Source organism: Clostridioides sp. ES-S-0048-02 (assembly GCF_020658495.1).
GTDB lineage: Bacteria > Bacillota > Clostridia > Peptostreptococcales > Peptostreptococcaceae > Clostridioides.
Genome location: NZ_JACVWH010000001.1, coordinates 323,748 through 338,979, shown reverse-complemented (window position 1 = coordinate 338,979; position 15,232 = coordinate 323,748). Strand labels below are relative to the sequence as shown.

Below are 15,232 nucleotides of genomic sequence, written 5' to 3'. Positions count from 1 at the left end.
CTCCCTGTATTATCACTATTTTTAAACACTTAAATTATTTTTTTCAATTTCTATAAATTCATCTAAAGTTATTGGAACAAACTTTATAAAATCTCCAGCTCGAAGTAAAATTTGTTCTTCTCTATTTTCGTCATATAGTTTTAAAGGTGTTCTACCAATTATTTGCCATCCACCAGGGCTATCTATAGGATATACACCTGTCTGAGAACCAGCTATTCCCACACTTCCACCATAAATTTTAGTTCTTGGTACTTCTAATCTAGGTGTAGCTATTCTTTCATCCATTCCACCTAAATATGGAAATCCAGGAGTAAATCCCAACATATATATTAAATACTCTCTGCCTGTGTGTATATTTATGACTTCATCTACAGTCAGATTATTGTAACTTGCGACAGTTTCAATATCTATACCAAATACCTTATCGTAACATACTGGAATTTCATGTATTTTAGGTTTTGGCAGCTCTATACTTTCTAAATTATTTTCTATTTTTTTTAAGCTCTCAATTAAACTATCAAAATCTATTTTCAAGGGATTGTAGCTTATCATAAGTGACCTATATGTTGGCACCATTTCTGTAACAATACCTTTGAGATTTGATATTTCTATCGCTCTCATAAACGAAATTACTTTTTTATTTATATCTTCCGATATTTCATTTCCAAATTCAGCAACTACTGCTTTGTCTCCTGATAGCAAGTATCTAGTTTCCATAAATGTCACCTCTTTTAAATTAAGCAAATAAAGTACTCAGGCTACTAAGAGAAGTTATCCCTGCATAAGCAGATATTAAAACTACTATTAATCCAAATATCAAAAGCCATGTAGGATGTTTATAATCACCAACAATATCTTTTCTCTTAGATGCTATAAGCATTATTCCTAAAGTTATTGGAAGTATTAAACCATTTAAAGCTCCTGCTAAAATTAATAAAGTTGCTGGCTTTCCTATAAATGCCATTATAAGTGTTGATATAGCTATAAATGCTATTATAAAATACTTTTCATTTTTTTCTATGAAAGGATTTAGCGTCTTTAAGAAAGAAACTGATGTATAAGCAGCTCCTATAACTGATGTAATTGCAGCAGACCATAATACAAGCCCAAAGAATTTATATCCTATCGCTCCTGCACTAAATTTAAAAGCTGAAGCTGCTGGATTTTCTGGGTCAAGTTGAATCCCTTTTGAAACCACTGCTAATATTGCTAAAAATAAAAGTACCCTCATCATAGTTGCAACTAATATCCCTAAAAGAGATGATTTAGTTATTTCTTTTATATTTTCTTCACCTGTTATTCCACCATCTATTAATCTATGTCCTCCAGCGAATGTTATATATCCTCCAACACTTCCTCCAAGTAGAGTTATTATCGGAAATATCAGTGTCTTTGGATTTTCTGGTTTTACCATTCTATAAACTGCTTCTCCAACAGGAGGATGATTTGATATTGCTACATATCCAACTATAATTATCATACCTAATGCTAAAAACTTAGTTATCTTATCTACTAAAGAATTTGAATTTTTTGACATAAATACAAATATTGCTATTAATCCACTTAATACAGTTCCTAATGTCATATTCATATTAAACATTACATTCATACCAAGTGCAGCTCCACCAACATTTCCTATATTAAAAGCTAATCCACCAAGGCCTACTAAAAAGGCTACTAGGTAACCTAAGCCAGGTACTATTTTATTTGCTATATCTTGACCTCTAAGACCTGATACACCAATTACTCTCCATACATTCACTTGAGCTCCTATAAAAAGGATAGTTGTAATTAGTACTACAAATGAAAAACTTGGCCCAAAATCTTGAGTAAACTGTGCTGTCTGAGTTAAAAATCCTGGCCCAATTGCTGATGTTGCCATTATAAATGCGGCCCCTATAAGTGCCCCAACGTCTTTTTTACCTTTTTCGTTATCTGTAATATTTTTTGTACTCATATTTTATTTCCCCCTCATATTATCAGTCTTACAATGTGTCCTCTGATGAACAAACTTCCATATTTTCTAATGGACAAACCTCTATACTTTCTAATTCAAAACGTTTTCTTATTTCTTTAACAAACTCTATTGCTTTTGGATTGTCTCCATGCACACATATAGAGTCCGCTTTAATATGTATAATTTCGCCAGTTATAGTTTCCACTGTTCCTTCTTTTACCATCTTAACAACTCTATCTATTGCAGTTTTTGTATCATGTATAACGGCTCCCTCTACATTTCTTGGAACCAAAAATCCGTTGCTATCATAGGCTCTATCTGCAAATACTTCATTTGCAAACTTAAGTCCAACCTCTTTAGCTGAATTTATCATTTCACTATTATATAACCCTAACAATGTAATATCTTTATTAACTTCATATATAGCTTCACAAATCGCCATAGCTAAATTTTTATCTTTTGCAGCCATATTATATAAAGCTCCATGTGGCTTTACATGCTGTATATTACATTCATTTGAAGTTGCAAATGCCATTAATGCTCCTAATTGATACTTTGTATAATCTTTAGCTTCTTGTTTTGTTATTTTCATCTCACGTCTTCCAAATCCTATTAAATCTAAAAACCCTGGATGTGCTCCTATTTTAACTCCATTTTCTTTAGCGAGTTTTACTGTTTTATCCATATGGCTAGGATCTCCTGCATGAAATCCACAGGCTATATTAGCTGATGAAATATATTTTAAGACTTCTTCATCTAAACCAATCTTATATGTTCCAAAACTTTCTCCTAAATCGCTATTTAAATCTACTTTATACAATTTATGACCCCCCTTGCTAACATTTTGATAGAATAAGTAGTTTTAATTTTTAAATTTTGTTTATTATATATATTGCATGAAATATTTTATTACTTGTATGCAATCTATTTTTTCAACTATTTTAATACATTTAATTAATATAATTTTACCATTTAAGGAATTTTTTTGCAATTAATTTAAATCGACATTCATTTGTACTTCTTTTTCAAAAACATTTTTCCCATTTTTTAGTTAATAATTAATTATTTATAGATGAATTATAGCTTTTAACTTTCATTTTTAAAGCATTTTTCAATTTTAATAACTTTGTATGCAAGACAGAAGTGTTTTTTTTCATTCATTTGTTTATTTCATCTATATAATTATTTATTTTTGTCCATAGAATGTCTTTACATTCCCTTAAATACTTCATTTCATACTTTGAATGGAAAAATTTAAATATGTATACTAAATGCATGTTAAAATATTATGTTAAAAAGACGACAATATTTGTACATAATGTAGACATATAAATTTATAAATTATACAATAGTATTATTAAGATTATATATTTTTTAACATAAATTTTATATTGGAGGAAAAACAATGGAAAAAAACTATACTATGCCGATATACCAAAAGATAGCTTTGGATATTGCAAATAAAATATATACAGGTGAAATACAGGAAGATTCAGTATTGTTTGGACGCTCTGCTTTGGCTGGTAAATACAATGTATCACCAGAAACTATAAGAAGAGCTGTTAAAATTTTAGAAGATATTGGCGTTGTTAAAAGCATAAAAGGTAAAGGTGTTATTGTACTATCACCAGACAAAGCTTCTTCTTTTATAAAAAAATATAGAGACATTACAAATATATCATCATATAAATCAACACTTTACAATTTAATAGATACTAAATCAAATCTAGAAAATGAAATCTTAGATACTATAAATAAAATTATAGATTATTCTAATAGACTAGAAATAATAAACCCCTTAGTGCCCGTTCAGTTCACAATAAATTCTAATTGTAAGTACATTGGCCAAACAGCTGCACAAACTAAGTTTTGGCAAAATACAGGCGCTACAATTGTTGCAATCAAAAGAGGTGAGGAACTTATAATCTCTCCTGGTCCATATATTGAATTTTTAGAGGGAGATATTCTTTTGGTTGTTGGAGACCAGCATATTTATAATTCTATACCAATGTTTTTATACGAAAATGAAAAATAGATTATACTATTTGGTTACAACTATGCAGAAATATAAATTTGAGAATAAAAAAGTAAAAATAAAAAAGTAGAGCTTTACAAAGCCCTACTTTTAAGTTTAAACACATCTAACCTTTAAATTTCTGACTCATCTTCTTTTTCCCAACTTAAAGCTCTTGATACAGCTTTCTTCCAACCTTTATATAATCGACGTCTCTTCTCTTCACTCATATTTGGATTAAACTCTTTTTCGACTGACCATTTTGATGTAATTTCATTTCTTCCAATATAGAATCCTACACACAATCCTGCTAAATAAGCAGCCCCCAAAGCTGTAGTTTCTACTATTTTAGGCCTATCTATATCTACATTTAGTATATCTGACTGGAATTGCATTAAGAAATTATTATTACTGGCTCCTCCATCAACCTTTAATGACTTTAATTTTAATTTTGAATCATGTTGCATTGCTTCTAATACATCCTTTGTTTGGTATGCAATTGATTCCAATGTCGCTCTAATTATATGCTCTTTTTTTGCACCTCTTGTAAGACCCAATATTGAACCTCTAGCATACATATCCCAATATGGAGCACCAAGACCTGTAAATGCAGGTACTACATACACACCATTAGTATCTTCTACTCTATTTGCATAAAATTCACTGTCGCTTGCAGATTCAATCATTTTAAGTTCATCTCTAAGCCATTGGATAGATGCTCCACCAATAAATATACTTCCTTCCAATGCATAAGTTACTTTTCCATCAACACCCCAAGCAATCGTTGTAAGCAAACCATGTTTAGATTTAACTATATTGCTACCCGTGTTCATAAGTAAGAAGCAACCTGTTCCATAAGTATTCTTTGCAGTACCTTCTTCAATACAATGTTGGCCAAATAAGGCTGCTTGCTGGTCTCCTGCACATCCAGCAATAGGTATTTTAGCCCCTGATAACATACGCTCATCTGTATGCCCATAGACATAGCTAGAAGGTTTTACTACTGGCAACATACTTATTGGTATATCTAATTCTCGTAATATATCTTTATCCCATTCTAAGTTATTTATATTGTACATCATTGTTCTAGATGCATTTGAATAATCTGTTATATGTACTTTCCCACGTGTTAAGTTCCATATTAACCATGTATCTATAGTACCAAATAACAATTCGCCTTGTTCTGCTTTTTCTTTAGCACCTTCTACATTATCTAGTATCCACTTTATCTTTGTTGCTGAAAAATATGCATCTATCAAAAGACCAGTTTTTTCCTTTATTGATTCCTCTAATCCTTTACTTTTGAGTACATCACAGATTTCTGATGTTCTTCTACATTGCCATACTATCGCGTTATAAATCGGTTTCCCAGTATACCTACTCCAAACAATGGTCGTCTCTCTTTGATTAGTTATACCTATTGAAGCAATTTCTTCTGGTCTTATACCTGCTGTTTCTATTACCTCTCTCATTACCCCACTTTGTGAACCCCATATTTCCATAGGGTCATGTTCTACCCAGCCAGCTTTTGGATAAATCTGTTTAAATTCCTTTTGCGCAATTTTTACTATTTCGCCTTTTTTATTAAATAATATAGCTCTTGAACTAGTTGTCCCTTGGTCTAGTGCCATTACATATTTCTTTTCCATTATTTTATTCTCCTTATCATATAATAATATTATTAACTTATTAAAAAGAAAAATCTAATATTACATAATTTTAGTACATATTCCTGCTTAAATATAAAAAATATAAATCTAATTAGATTAAATACTTATATAATAAGGCATCTATTTTACGCCATATCTATATATTAATATTATACATTATAGCTTGCATATTGATTAATAAATTTTAAAGGTTTATAATAAACAGTGTTCATAATAATTTTAATGAAAGAGGTGGTCATATGCCTAAGATTTTAGAAAATGTAAAGGAAGATATACTAAAAGTGTCTCGAGATATGATTTTGGAAGAAGATTACTCAAATATTAGCATAAGAAAAATAGCCCAAAGGTGTGGTATAAGTGCAGGTACAGTGTATAATTACTTCAAATCAAAACAAGAAATAATAGAATATATTATAAAATCAGAATGGGATTTATTGATAAGGCGAATTGAATACTCTAATAAAAATAGTAATAATTACATTGAAAAACTAAATATTATCTTTACAGAAATAAGAAATTTTATAAACAAAGTTCATAATATTCAATATGACGATTTTTTAGATACTTTTGAAATGGAAAGATTTATCGAAATGAAAAAACAAAAAAATGATTTTCATGAGCAACTTTCAAATAAAGTATATGAAGCTTTACAACAAGAAGATTTCTTTAATAATGATAAATTAGTATGTAATATCATAATCAAAATGTTTTTTTCATACTCAACCTATCTTCATATAGAATTTGAAGATTTAAATCCGTATATTGAAAAATTAATACATTAAGGTGGTGTTTACCTTGAATTCTAATACTAGTGTTCAAAGCAAAGATAATAATCCAAAGTTATTTTTAGTACTCACTCTTTATCTTTTAGGTATATTTATGGGAGCTATTGATACTGGAATAGTATCACCAGCAAGAACAATTATACAAAATAGCCTAGGTGTAAATGAAAAAACAGGAATTTGGATGATTACTATATATACACTAACATATGCATCTGTAATCCCTATTTCTGGTAAATTAGCAGACAAAATAGGAAGAAAATATGTATATTTAGTTAGTATATTTCTATTTGGTAGTGGCTCATTAATCTGTGGATTATCATCATTATTTTCCAACTTTTACATTTTACTAATTGGCCGTGTTATACAAGCTATTGGTGGAGGCGGAATTATGCCAATTGCTACAGCAGAATTTGGAACCACTTTCCCAGAAAACAAAAGAGGTATGGCTTTAGGTTTAGTTGGAGCAACTTATGGTATAGCAAATATTTTAGGTTCAAGTATAGGTAGTACAATACTAAGTATATTTGGAACTCAAAATTGGAAGTGGTTGTTTTTTGTTAACCTTCCAATATGCTTGGTTATAATTATTGGAGGAATACTATGTATTAAAAATAATAAGTCTACATCTACAGAGAAAATTGATAAATTAGGAACATTAATGTTGATATGTATAATAGTATCTTTGTTATATGGTCTTATGAATATAGACTTTTTTAATTTTAAAAATTCTCTACAAGATACATCAGTTTATCCTTATTTATTGACATTTATAATACTTATACCTATTTTTATATTTGTTGAAAATAAAGCTAAAGACCCTATTTTGAATTTCGAATATTTTTTGAATCCAAGAATACTAATAGTACTCATTTTATCTTTAATTGTTGGCATTGGAATGATGGGTATGGTATTTGTTCCACAATATGCTGAAAATGCATTAAAAATAAATGCTGGTTCTGGTGGATATTTTGTTGCTATATTAGGATTATTTGCAGGTATTGCCGCTCCTTTGAGCGGAAAACTTATTGATAAGTTTGGCGCAAAAAAGATACTGTTACTTGGATTTTCAGTATCTATGATAGGCTCTCTTTATCTGATTTTAATTGCACTAAAAACCAATACAGTATTTAGTGTATGTGTAAGTCTTATATTTATGGGATTAGGAATGGGATTTACTATGGGAACACCTTTAAATTACATGATGCTTTCAAATACAAAAATAGAAGAATCTAATTCTGCACTTGCAACACTGTCTCTGATACGTTCAATTGGAACTTCAATTTCACCTGCAATAATGATTGGATTTATAGCACATGCGGGATTATCTGTACAGGATAATATTATGGATATAGTTGGTAAACCATCAACACCTAAAATAGTTCAACTTGAAGAACTTGAAACTATGATAGATGATTTAAAGTCAGACCCAGAAATGGCTAAGAATTTGAAAAATATTTCTATACCAAACATGAACGATTCATCAAGTATTAATATGGATATGACAGATGGCAAACTCCCAAAATACTTACTAGACAAAGTTCAATCAGCAGATACAACCAATATTACCAACATCACAAAAGAAATATCAACAACAATGTTTGATGAAAAAGTTCCTTCTGTAATTACGAAAATAGAATTAAATGTCCAAAAAGGAATAGATGGTACTCAAAGTGGAATAAATGGTATTGAAGAAGGTGAAAACAAACTAAACAGTGGCATCAAAGGAATTCAAACTGGTATTGACAATATGATAAAAGCTAGAACTGGTATTAATCAAGGAATAGCTGGAATAAAAAAAGGTATCGCTGGCACTGATAAAGGCATAAAAGGTATGGAACAAGGTATAAAAAAACAAGATAAAGCTATAAATGAAATGACACTTGCTTATAATAAAATACCTACAATACCACAGGGTACTACTCCTTCTGATAATGAAAATTCATCAAATAATCAAGAGCAAAATAACACTAGTAATTCTGACTCAAACAGTAATAAAAATGATTCTACAGAAAATAAAAATAACAATTCTAGTGAAAATAAACAAAATTTAAATGAAAAAAAAGAAGCTCTAAATTCTTAAATACAACAACTAAAAAAAGCAAGAGCTGAGTTAAATACCAAATTGCAAAAAACTAAATCTCAAAGAAAAGAATTAAGTAAAAAACTTAAAAACATGGAATCTCAAAAGAAAGAACTTCAGAGAAAATTAAATGATTCCATAAATAAAAAACAAGACATGGAAAAAGGTTTTGACACAATGGAACAACAGAAAAAATCGCTTCAATTAGTTCTAGCAAAAACACAGGAATTAAAAGATGAAATACCAAAAGCTTTTAATAAGTCAAAACTAGATTATATAAATTCTATAGAAAACAATAAAACAAAAATAGAAAATACACTACAATCTACTCTAAATTTAGGATTTAGACAGATGTATATAACAGTTTTTTGCGTAAATTTACTTGCATTCATAGTATTGTTATTCTATAAAGAAAACAAAACTAGATAAACAAATCCAATAGTATTATATTGTAAGCCTATATTATATTTTAAACATTTGAAATTCTTTATCTTTAACTAATATAAACTACAGTATAATACTATTCTCTTTCTAATATCTATCCTTAATATAATTTATATATATTCTTCATTATTAGAAAATTATATTTTCATACCCAAGTATACTTTAAAAGTAATCTATAAAATATATTATTGAAACTATTTTATTTTCAATATCTACTTTTGTCTATTAAAAGATATCTATAAATCAAAATAAACCATATATTTTCAATTATAATATGTTAAAATCATAGTATGAGTATATTAATTTAAGCAAAATGTCATTTAGACTTTATTTTAGTAATTTTATAAAACAAAAGGAATATACCTCGATTTTTAATGTCATCTGGACTTTATTTATAAAAAGAAAGGAGTGTGTTTCATGGATACTTTAGGAAAAAGAATTGCTTATTTGAGAAACTCCAGAAAACTTACCCAGCGTAAACTTATGGACATTTTAAAATTTGAAAACTTAGGTAAGTTTGAAACTGGAGGTAGAAAGCCTAATTGCGATATATTAATGTCAATAGCTGATTATTTTGATGTTAGCACTGACTGGCTTCTATATGGAAAAGAAAAAGTAAACTCCAATAATAGTGTTAAAGAAAATAGGGAAGATTATTTGTATAATCTACATGTAACTGATGATGAAATGATGGTATTAAACCTCTATAGGCAATTGAATGAACGTGATAAAATAAAAATAGAAGGAATGCTAGAGTTTAAGATATCTGAATATAAAGAATTAGAAAAACATTCTCCTACTGAGGATAACGATAAACCAGTTTAAACATACATAATTTGATACGAATTTACATCATTTGTAGAGATTCTTTTTTTGTGATAAATTGGCAACTAAAATATGGATATTAAATTGCTCAAATAAACTATGATTTAATTACAAATACATTTATTGTAGTTGAATTAACATATCCATATTTTAGTTTATATGTTTTTTATATGTTTTTAAAAATATTCTATATCACTATGTAATTCTTTCTATCTCTAATTAATATATTACTTACGTCTTTAATTCTTCCAACATCTTTTTATATACAATTGTACATCCTTCGTAATTTTCCTCTTTAAGAAGGATTGAGCATGAAGTAGAATATTTAGTTAAAATATCCAATTTTTCCATGTTTAAACTTCGTACACCATTGAGAGCTGTAATAAAATCATCAATTGCTCTACAGCACTCTATTACTCCATCTGAATCTAATTTACACATAAGAATATGTCCCTTCTTCATATATTAGTTATTAATATTAATCTTCTTCTGAGTATTCTATATTAAGCAATTGATAAATTGATGATTTATATTTTTTTCCTGTCCTTCTGCCATTTAAAATAGCTGACAAATAGTTTTCATTAACACCGACTTTTTTTGCTAATTCCCTTTGAGTCATGTTTAATTCAATAAGCCTTTGCTTGACCTGTATTCCCAAAAAAGGTATCCATTTTTTTCGAGTATCCATTTAATCAAGTTCCCTTTCTAAATAATTTATATTTATTTTTATTATTAAACTTATACACCTCCCTCTGTTTAGTATATTTTTTAAATATGTACAAATATTAAGTACATGAATTTATTTAATACTAAATAAGATTTTTTGATTACTTTGTGCTAAAATTAGGATGTAATTTCGTATCATTAAATTAATTATAAAGTCATTTTGACCTTAAGTCAATATTTTTTATGTCATTTTGACCTTAAATTTGCAACTATCTATATTTTAAAAAGTCTTTCTGACATTAATTGAATGGAGAGTGTTTATGGATACTTTAGGAGAAAGAATTGTTTATTTAAGAAAAACAAAGAACCTTAAGCAATATGAATTAGAAGAAATGTTAAACTGTGATAATTTGAGTAAATTTGAAAGAAATATTAGAAAACCAAATTATGAGATATTAAAATCCATAGCTGATATATTTAATGTTTCTGTAGACTGGCTATTAAATGGAGATAATATATCACAAGAATCAAATTTAATTTGCGATTCCTCACCAAACTATCCATTTAATAGCATCAGTTCTAATGAAATAAAACTTTTAAAAAATTTTAGAAAACTAAGTGATTATGATAGAGCAAAAATAGAAGGTATGATTGAATTAAAACTTCATGAATATGAAAAAGAGAAAGATTTTGAAAAAACTGAGTATGATAAAAATAAAGATAAAAAATAGATAAATAATTTTTATGTTGCTTTTGATACGATTTTACATCATTTCTTTGCTCTAATATTTTTATTTCATTTATTTTCTTTTTTATAGTTTTATGATAAAATAATTAGTATATTTTGCTTTACTTGAATGTAATTATTTATACAAAAGTCAAACATAATATAAATGTAGTAAATTTTTAGTTTCAAGTAATCTCTCGTTATTATAACTAAATATTTATTAAAATTAGGAGGATAAAATGGGCTTAAAAGACAAATTCGCGCAATCATTTGCTAGATCAAAAACTATGAGTGGCCCTGAGAAAAAGGCTAATGAAATAATGGGTAAATTACTTCTTAAGAAGGCTATATTACCTATCGTTTTAATGTTCGTGATAATAATCGCTGGAGCTATGCTGAAAATCAATTCTTGGGTTACACTTGGCATAAATTTAGTTATTGCTGTTGGTGCTTTCTTCTACATAAGAAATTCTAGTAAAAAGTATCAAAACTTTAAACCTTATGTTGGCAATTTGATTAGTTTAGAGAAAAAAGGTAAAAAAGAGTATGTTGCTATTATAAAACAAGGTAAACTACCAGTTAAATTACAAATTGCTTATGGTGGTGAAGACCTTGAACATATTAAGAAAAATCAAATGGTTCAAATAAGTTATAATCCAGATGCTAAAATAGCTATTTTAGTTAACAGACAATAATTTTATAGTTTAATTATAAAAAGAGGTAGCATTAAATGCTACCTCTTTTATATTTATATATTTTTTTAATTTTACTAGTATATGTTGTTGCTTCTACTAACCATTGTTACCAATTTAAAGTTATAACCTTTAAATTGGTAACATATCTTTTATATCATTTATTAAACTCACTCTAGCAGTGTTTACACTAACACATAACTCATCTATTGCCCCTTGGACATTAGTAGAATTAAGTTTGCTTACTGTATTATCATAACTTGTTTTCTCTGCTGTTGTTTCTATACTATCAAGACCTTGTTTTACCTCATTCACTGCATTTACAAGACTTGTTTTATCTGTCGTATTGAGTAAAGTTGTATCCCCTACTTTGTTATTAATCTCTATCTTATTGTCATCAATTTTAGTATTTAACTCTGTTTTAGCAGCTTCTATATCATTTGTCAAAAATGTTTTAGTTATATCTATTTTCTTATCTAGTTCTTGCATATCTTTCAAAGTTGCTAAAATAACAGTTGGGTCAACCTTTAAATTTACACTTGATGTATTAGAAACTACCAAAATAATTCTTATAATTAAATCTTTTACACTTCCAGAATCAACAGTTGGTTTATAAGTCTCTGGATATTTAGATATAGCTATAAGCTTATTATCTGAATCAAATATCCCAACTTCCCTTATCATAAATCCACCAATACTACCTGGTATTACAGTTTCTATAACTATCCAATTAGAATTTTCATCGTCTATTTTTACATTACTTATATCACCTTCCCAAACAACCTTTTTAAGAGATGTTTGTTCCTCTGTTGGATTGTATTCATTTCCTCCACCATCTCCAAGTTGTAACTTCACTAAGTCTACTTTTTTGCCAAGAGCAGTAGCATTTGCAATAGATGCTTTACCTGCTTTAGTCAAAATTGTATAATATTTTTGTTCTGCCAATTTATATCGCCTCCTGTTTAGGATATAATATTACTTTTTCCATACTTCTATCATTTCCTGTAGTAATACTTATTTCTCCAAATATATCTATATTTGATGGTGTCCATGGATATACAGTAACTGTTTCTCCTGTATTTACAGCAGTTCCACAAAACAATTCATTTTTATTCAACAAAATCATTTTAAACCTATGTTCTAAATGACATGGCTTTACACTTTCTAATACTTTATCTAACTCTACAATTGAATTATAACTACAATTATTAACTACAAATTCTAGTATAAATATAAATTCATTGCTAAGAACTTCTACTTCAACATTAGTCTTTGTATAGGCCTCACATATGTTTTTTATAACCTTTATTTTAGTTGTTCCTAAACTTCGTATTTTGGCTTTTATGTTACTTCTTCTAGTTTCATAATTTAAATCTTCATTATTTTGAATGCAAAGTATTTGTTCCCACATATCAAGACCCCATGTGGATGTATCAACAAACATTTGATTTATAGTATCATCAATATTTTCCTTCAATAAAGATAATTCAGTATCATAAGAGTTTTGTATTGCTTCAACTATATAATTCTTATAAAATGATGGAAGTTTATCAATTAATTTCATAAAACTTCCACCTCACTAAAATTTAAAGTTGTAACACTAGGTATTTTATCATCCTCAATTTTTATGTTATCTGTTGAATTATTTACAAGTAAATTACTTAAATCATGAACTCCAGAAGTACTTATTAAAATACCCAAAATTTTTGTATAAACAATTTCTCCAGTTATGGTTCTAAAGTACTGATTTATATTTTCCAAAAAGCTATTTTTTACCATATCCAAAGTGTATCCCCCTTCTAATTCCATAGAAGCACTTATACTTATATTTATAGGTACTGGAGTAGTTACTGTTAAGGTTGGCCCTATTGGCATTTCTTCTTCAATATGTTCTCTACATTTATTTATTATTTCTTCTTCAACAGACTGATTATTTTGACCAAATAGAAGAACTTTAACTGTTCCAGCGCCATTCCACCTTGGATATATCTTTGCATTATATATACCATCAACCTCTAGAGCCCATTCTTCATAATGAGCTTTATTTCCACTTGTTGCCTGATTCTTTTGTATTTTGAAAAATCTTTCTCTCAATTCTTCATCAGTTTCAATTTCTGTACCACCTGAAAATTTATTTATATTTGTTATCTTTTCAACACCAAATATAGTGTCATTTAACTTAAATTCACAGTCAGATGGTAGATTGTATTTAGTTCCAATTTCTAATGCTTGAACTGGACTTATATTTCCTTCTTCATCACCAATTACAACATCCTTTATTACTACAAATAATAAATCTTTATAAGAGATAATTGTTCCATTTGCTATTTCTACACCATTATCCCCTATAAACTCTACTTCCCCAGTAGCTTCACTACCAAGTTTTCTATATACACCAAACTCATTTACTCTTTTATCTAATAACTGGTCATAAGTATCTTCAATAAAAGCCATTTTATGTATATTAGAAAGTTCAACATACATTTTAGCAAGTTCAAAGTTATTTCCAGAAACCATATCATTTAAAAAAGAGCCTTCTCCTTTATAAACATCTAGATTTATATTTTTAAGAGTTCTATTTTTTATTACTTCATAGGTTTGTTCACTATACATTTATTTCCACCTCCCCATAGATAGTGGATATTTTTATATCTGCACTTAATACATCTTTTTTAAAGTTAGTATTTAATACATTTACTTGTAGAATGTATGGATTCATCAATAAAGCTTCTTTTATATATCTAGATGCTTCACTTTCTGTAAGACCTTTGCTGTACTTTTGCCCTATTAAATCAGTCAATTCAGTTCCATAATCATTTGAGTAAATTTCATGTTCATATTTATTTGTTTTTATACACTTATAAACCCAAACTCTTATGGCCTCATTTTTTTCAACAGTCTTAAAATCCCCATTTTCTAATATTGGTTCGTCTTTTTCAAAGTCCCATGCTACTTCATGGAATAATCCTAATTCTTCTTTTTTAGGAATTCTGTAATCCTCTGGAACACCTATAAATGGAAATATTATGTTAGACATTATAAACTCACCAACTTACTTACTACTGCAAATTTTTCTCCAACTTTAAACATTATTACTGTATCTCCTTTATTGAGTTGACTAGTAAGTGGTTCATTCAATTCATGAGTATGATTATCAGACTGTTTTGTTATAAAATCCCTTGTCGCTCTATCAAACAACCAACAGTCTATAAGTAAATTATCTTTATCTAAAACTATATTGTTCATTGATACTTTTAAATCAGGCAATTTATTTACTATTATTCCAACAAAAAAAGAAGGTTCATTATGAAATTTACCTTCTTCTCTCATTATTCCAATAAATTCATTGATTGGATTAGCCACTATATCACC

Annotated in this window: 18 protein-coding genes; 7 read left to right on the top strand and 11 right to left on the bottom strand. The window is 28.1% G+C overall.

Going from position 1 to position 15,232, the window contains the following annotated elements; translation table 11 throughout:
- Positions 1-21: 21 nt before the first annotated feature.
- Genes pxpB through IC173_RS01605 form a run of 3 tightly spaced genes read right to left on the bottom strand, consistent with a single transcriptional unit; the run spans position 22 to position 2,777 of the window.
- Positions 22-717, bottom strand: a complete 696-nt coding sequence (gene pxpB, locus IC173_RS01615) for a 5-oxoprolinase subunit PxpB (protein ID WP_227831190.1) — start codon at positions 715-717, stop codon at positions 22-24.
- Positions 718-736: 19 nt separating this feature from the next.
- Positions 737-1,957 (bottom strand): NRAMP family divalent metal transporter, encoded by a 1,221-nt coding sequence (locus tag IC173_RS01610; RefSeq protein WP_227855075.1) that lies wholly within the window; start codon positions 1,955-1,957, stop codon positions 737-739.
- A gap of 28 nt (positions 1,958-1,985) precedes the next feature.
- Entirely contained in the window at positions 1,986-2,777 is a 792-nt protein-coding gene (locus IC173_RS01605; RefSeq protein ID WP_227434288.1) for a LamB/YcsF family protein, read from the bottom strand.
- Positions 2,778-3,362: 585 nt separating this feature from the next.
- Between IC173_RS01605 and IC173_RS01600 the strand changes: the two genes are divergently transcribed.
- Positions 3,363-3,992 (top strand): TrkA C-terminal domain-containing protein, encoded by a 630-nt coding sequence (locus tag IC173_RS01600; protein WP_227855074.1) that lies wholly within the window; start codon positions 3,363-3,365, stop codon positions 3,990-3,992.
- A gap of 113 nt (positions 3,993-4,105) precedes the next feature.
- On the opposite strand, the gene glpK is transcribed toward IC173_RS01600, so the two are convergent.
- Positions 4,106-5,620: a glycerol kinase GlpK gene (gene glpK, locus IC173_RS01595; protein ID WP_227855073.1), complete on the bottom strand. Its 1,515-nt coding sequence runs from the start codon at positions 5,618-5,620 to the stop codon at positions 4,106-4,108.
- Between the two features lie 260 nt (positions 5,621-5,880).
- On the opposite strand from glpK, the gene IC173_RS01590 reads away from it, so the two are divergent.
- The 4 genes from IC173_RS01590 (at position 5,881) to IC173_RS01575 (ending at position 9,775) form a co-directional block, all read left to right on the top strand.
- Positions 5,881-6,423: a TetR/AcrR family transcriptional regulator gene (locus IC173_RS01590; RefSeq protein ID WP_227855072.1), complete on the top strand. Its 543-nt coding sequence runs from the start codon at positions 5,881-5,883 to the stop codon at positions 6,421-6,423.
- Between the two features lie 13 nt (positions 6,424-6,436).
- On the top strand, positions 6,437-8,506 hold the full coding sequence (locus tag IC173_RS01585) for an MFS transporter (protein WP_227855071.1): 2,070 nt from the start codon (positions 6,437-6,439) through the stop codon (positions 8,504-8,506).
- A gap of 42 nt (positions 8,507-8,548) precedes the next feature.
- The gene (locus IC173_RS01580) at positions 8,549-8,935 is read left to right on the top strand and encodes a hypothetical protein (protein WP_227855070.1); all 387 of its coding nucleotides are present in this window, start codon (positions 8,549-8,551) and stop codon (positions 8,933-8,935) included.
- A 498-nt stretch (positions 8,936-9,433) separates the two neighbouring features.
- Positions 9,434-9,775: a helix-turn-helix domain-containing protein gene (locus IC173_RS01575; protein WP_227855069.1), complete on the top strand. Its 342-nt coding sequence runs from the start codon at positions 9,434-9,436 to the stop codon at positions 9,773-9,775.
- 231 nt (positions 9,776-10,006) lie between these two features.
- On the opposite strand, the gene IC173_RS01570 is transcribed toward IC173_RS01575, so the two are convergent.
- Both IC173_RS01570 and IC173_RS01565 read right to left on the bottom strand, forming a co-directional pair.
- Entirely contained in the window at positions 10,007-10,216 is a 210-nt protein-coding gene (locus tag IC173_RS01570) for a hypothetical protein (protein WP_227434282.1), read from the bottom strand.
- A gap of 37 nt (positions 10,217-10,253) precedes the next feature.
- The gene (locus tag IC173_RS01565; protein ID WP_227434281.1) at positions 10,254-10,463 is read right to left on the bottom strand and encodes a helix-turn-helix transcriptional regulator; all 210 of its coding nucleotides are present in this window, start codon (positions 10,461-10,463) and stop codon (positions 10,254-10,256) included.
- A gap of 298 nt (positions 10,464-10,761) precedes the next feature.
- On the opposite strand from IC173_RS01565, the gene IC173_RS01560 reads away from it, so the two are divergent.
- Together IC173_RS01560 and IC173_RS01555 are read left to right on the top strand one after the other, a co-directional pair.
- Positions 10,762-11,172 (top strand): helix-turn-helix domain-containing protein, encoded by a 411-nt coding sequence (locus IC173_RS01560; protein ID WP_227434280.1) that lies wholly within the window; start codon positions 10,762-10,764, stop codon positions 11,170-11,172.
- Positions 11,173-11,407: 235 nt separating this feature from the next.
- Complete coding sequence (locus IC173_RS01555) at positions 11,408-11,863, top strand: hypothetical protein (protein ID WP_227434279.1); 456 nt, start codon at positions 11,408-11,410, stop codon at positions 11,861-11,863.
- 129 nt (positions 11,864-11,992) lie between these two features.
- Here IC173_RS01555 and IC173_RS01550 read toward each other — a convergent pair whose 3' ends face one another.
- The 5 genes from IC173_RS01550 to IC173_RS01530 are packed head-to-tail and all read right to left on the bottom strand — an operon-like array spanning position 11,993 to position 15,223.
- Complete coding sequence (locus tag IC173_RS01550) at positions 11,993-12,805, bottom strand: phage tail protein (protein ID WP_227836131.1); 813 nt, start codon at positions 12,803-12,805, stop codon at positions 11,993-11,995.
- A gap of 1 nt (position 12,806) precedes the next feature.
- Positions 12,807-13,424, bottom strand: coding sequence for a putative phage tail protein (locus IC173_RS01545; RefSeq protein ID WP_227434277.1), 618 nt, complete (start codon positions 13,422-13,424; stop codon positions 12,807-12,809).
- Positions 13,421-14,473: a baseplate J/gp47 family protein gene (locus tag IC173_RS01540; RefSeq protein ID WP_227855068.1), complete on the bottom strand. Its 1,053-nt coding sequence runs from the start codon at positions 14,471-14,473 to the stop codon at positions 13,421-13,423. Before IC173_RS01540 ends, IC173_RS01545 begins: the two co-directional genes overlap by 4 nt.
- Positions 14,466-14,897, bottom strand: coding sequence for a DUF2634 domain-containing protein (locus IC173_RS01535; protein WP_227855067.1), 432 nt, complete (start codon positions 14,895-14,897; stop codon positions 14,466-14,468). Before IC173_RS01535 ends, IC173_RS01540 begins: the two co-directional genes overlap by 8 nt.
- Positions 14,897-15,223, bottom strand: coding sequence for a DUF2577 family protein (locus tag IC173_RS01530; protein ID WP_227434274.1), 327 nt, complete (start codon positions 15,221-15,223; stop codon positions 14,897-14,899). The genes IC173_RS01535 and IC173_RS01530 overlap by 1 nt, the downstream gene beginning before the upstream one ends.
- Between the last annotated feature and the right edge of the window lie 9 nt (positions 15,224-15,232).

What these genes read in the sequence shown, in the direction of transcription:
- pxpB (WP_227831190.1), bottom strand. Translation starts at nt 717, where the DNA reads ATGGAAACTAGATACTTGCTATCAGGAGACAAAGCAGTAGTTGCTGAA.
- IC173_RS01610 (WP_227855075.1), bottom strand. Translation starts at nt 1,957, where the DNA reads ATGAGTACAAAAAATATTACAGATAACGAAAAAGGTAAAAAAGACGTT.
- IC173_RS01600 (WP_227855074.1), top strand. Translation starts at nt 3,363, where the DNA reads ATGGAAAAAAACTATACTATGCCGATATACCAAAAGATAGCTTTGGAT.
- glpK (WP_227855073.1), bottom strand. Translation starts at nt 5,620, where the DNA reads ATGGAAAAGAAATATGTAATGGCACTAGACCAAGGGACAACTAGTTCA.
- IC173_RS01590 (WP_227855072.1), top strand. Translation starts at nt 5,881, where the DNA reads ATGCCTAAGATTTTAGAAAATGTAAAGGAAGATATACTAAAAGTGTCT.
- IC173_RS01575 (WP_227855069.1), top strand. Translation starts at nt 9,434, where the DNA reads ATGGACATTTTAAAATTTGAAAACTTAGGTAAGTTTGAAACTGGAGGT.
- IC173_RS01570 (WP_227434282.1), bottom strand. Translation starts at nt 10,216, where the DNA reads ATGTGTAAATTAGATTCAGATGGAGTAATAGAGTGCTGTAGAGCAATT.
- IC173_RS01565 (WP_227434281.1), bottom strand. Translation starts at nt 10,463, where the DNA reads ATGGATACTCGAAAAAAATGGATACCTTTTTTGGGAATACAGGTCAAG.
- IC173_RS01560 (WP_227434280.1), top strand. Translation starts at nt 10,762, where the DNA reads ATGGATACTTTAGGAGAAAGAATTGTTTATTTAAGAAAAACAAAGAAC.
- IC173_RS01555 (WP_227434279.1), top strand. Translation starts at nt 11,408, where the DNA reads ATGGGCTTAAAAGACAAATTCGCGCAATCATTTGCTAGATCAAAAACT.
- IC173_RS01545 (WP_227434277.1), bottom strand. Translation starts at nt 13,424, where the DNA reads ATGAAATTAATTGATAAACTTCCATCATTTTATAAGAATTATATAGTT.
- IC173_RS01540 (WP_227855068.1), bottom strand. Translation starts at nt 14,473, where the DNA reads ATGTATAGTGAACAAACCTATGAAGTAATAAAAAATAGAACTCTTAAA.
- IC173_RS01535 (WP_227855067.1), bottom strand. Translation starts at nt 14,897, where the DNA reads ATGTCTAACATAATATTTCCATTTATAGGTGTTCCAGAGGATTACAGA.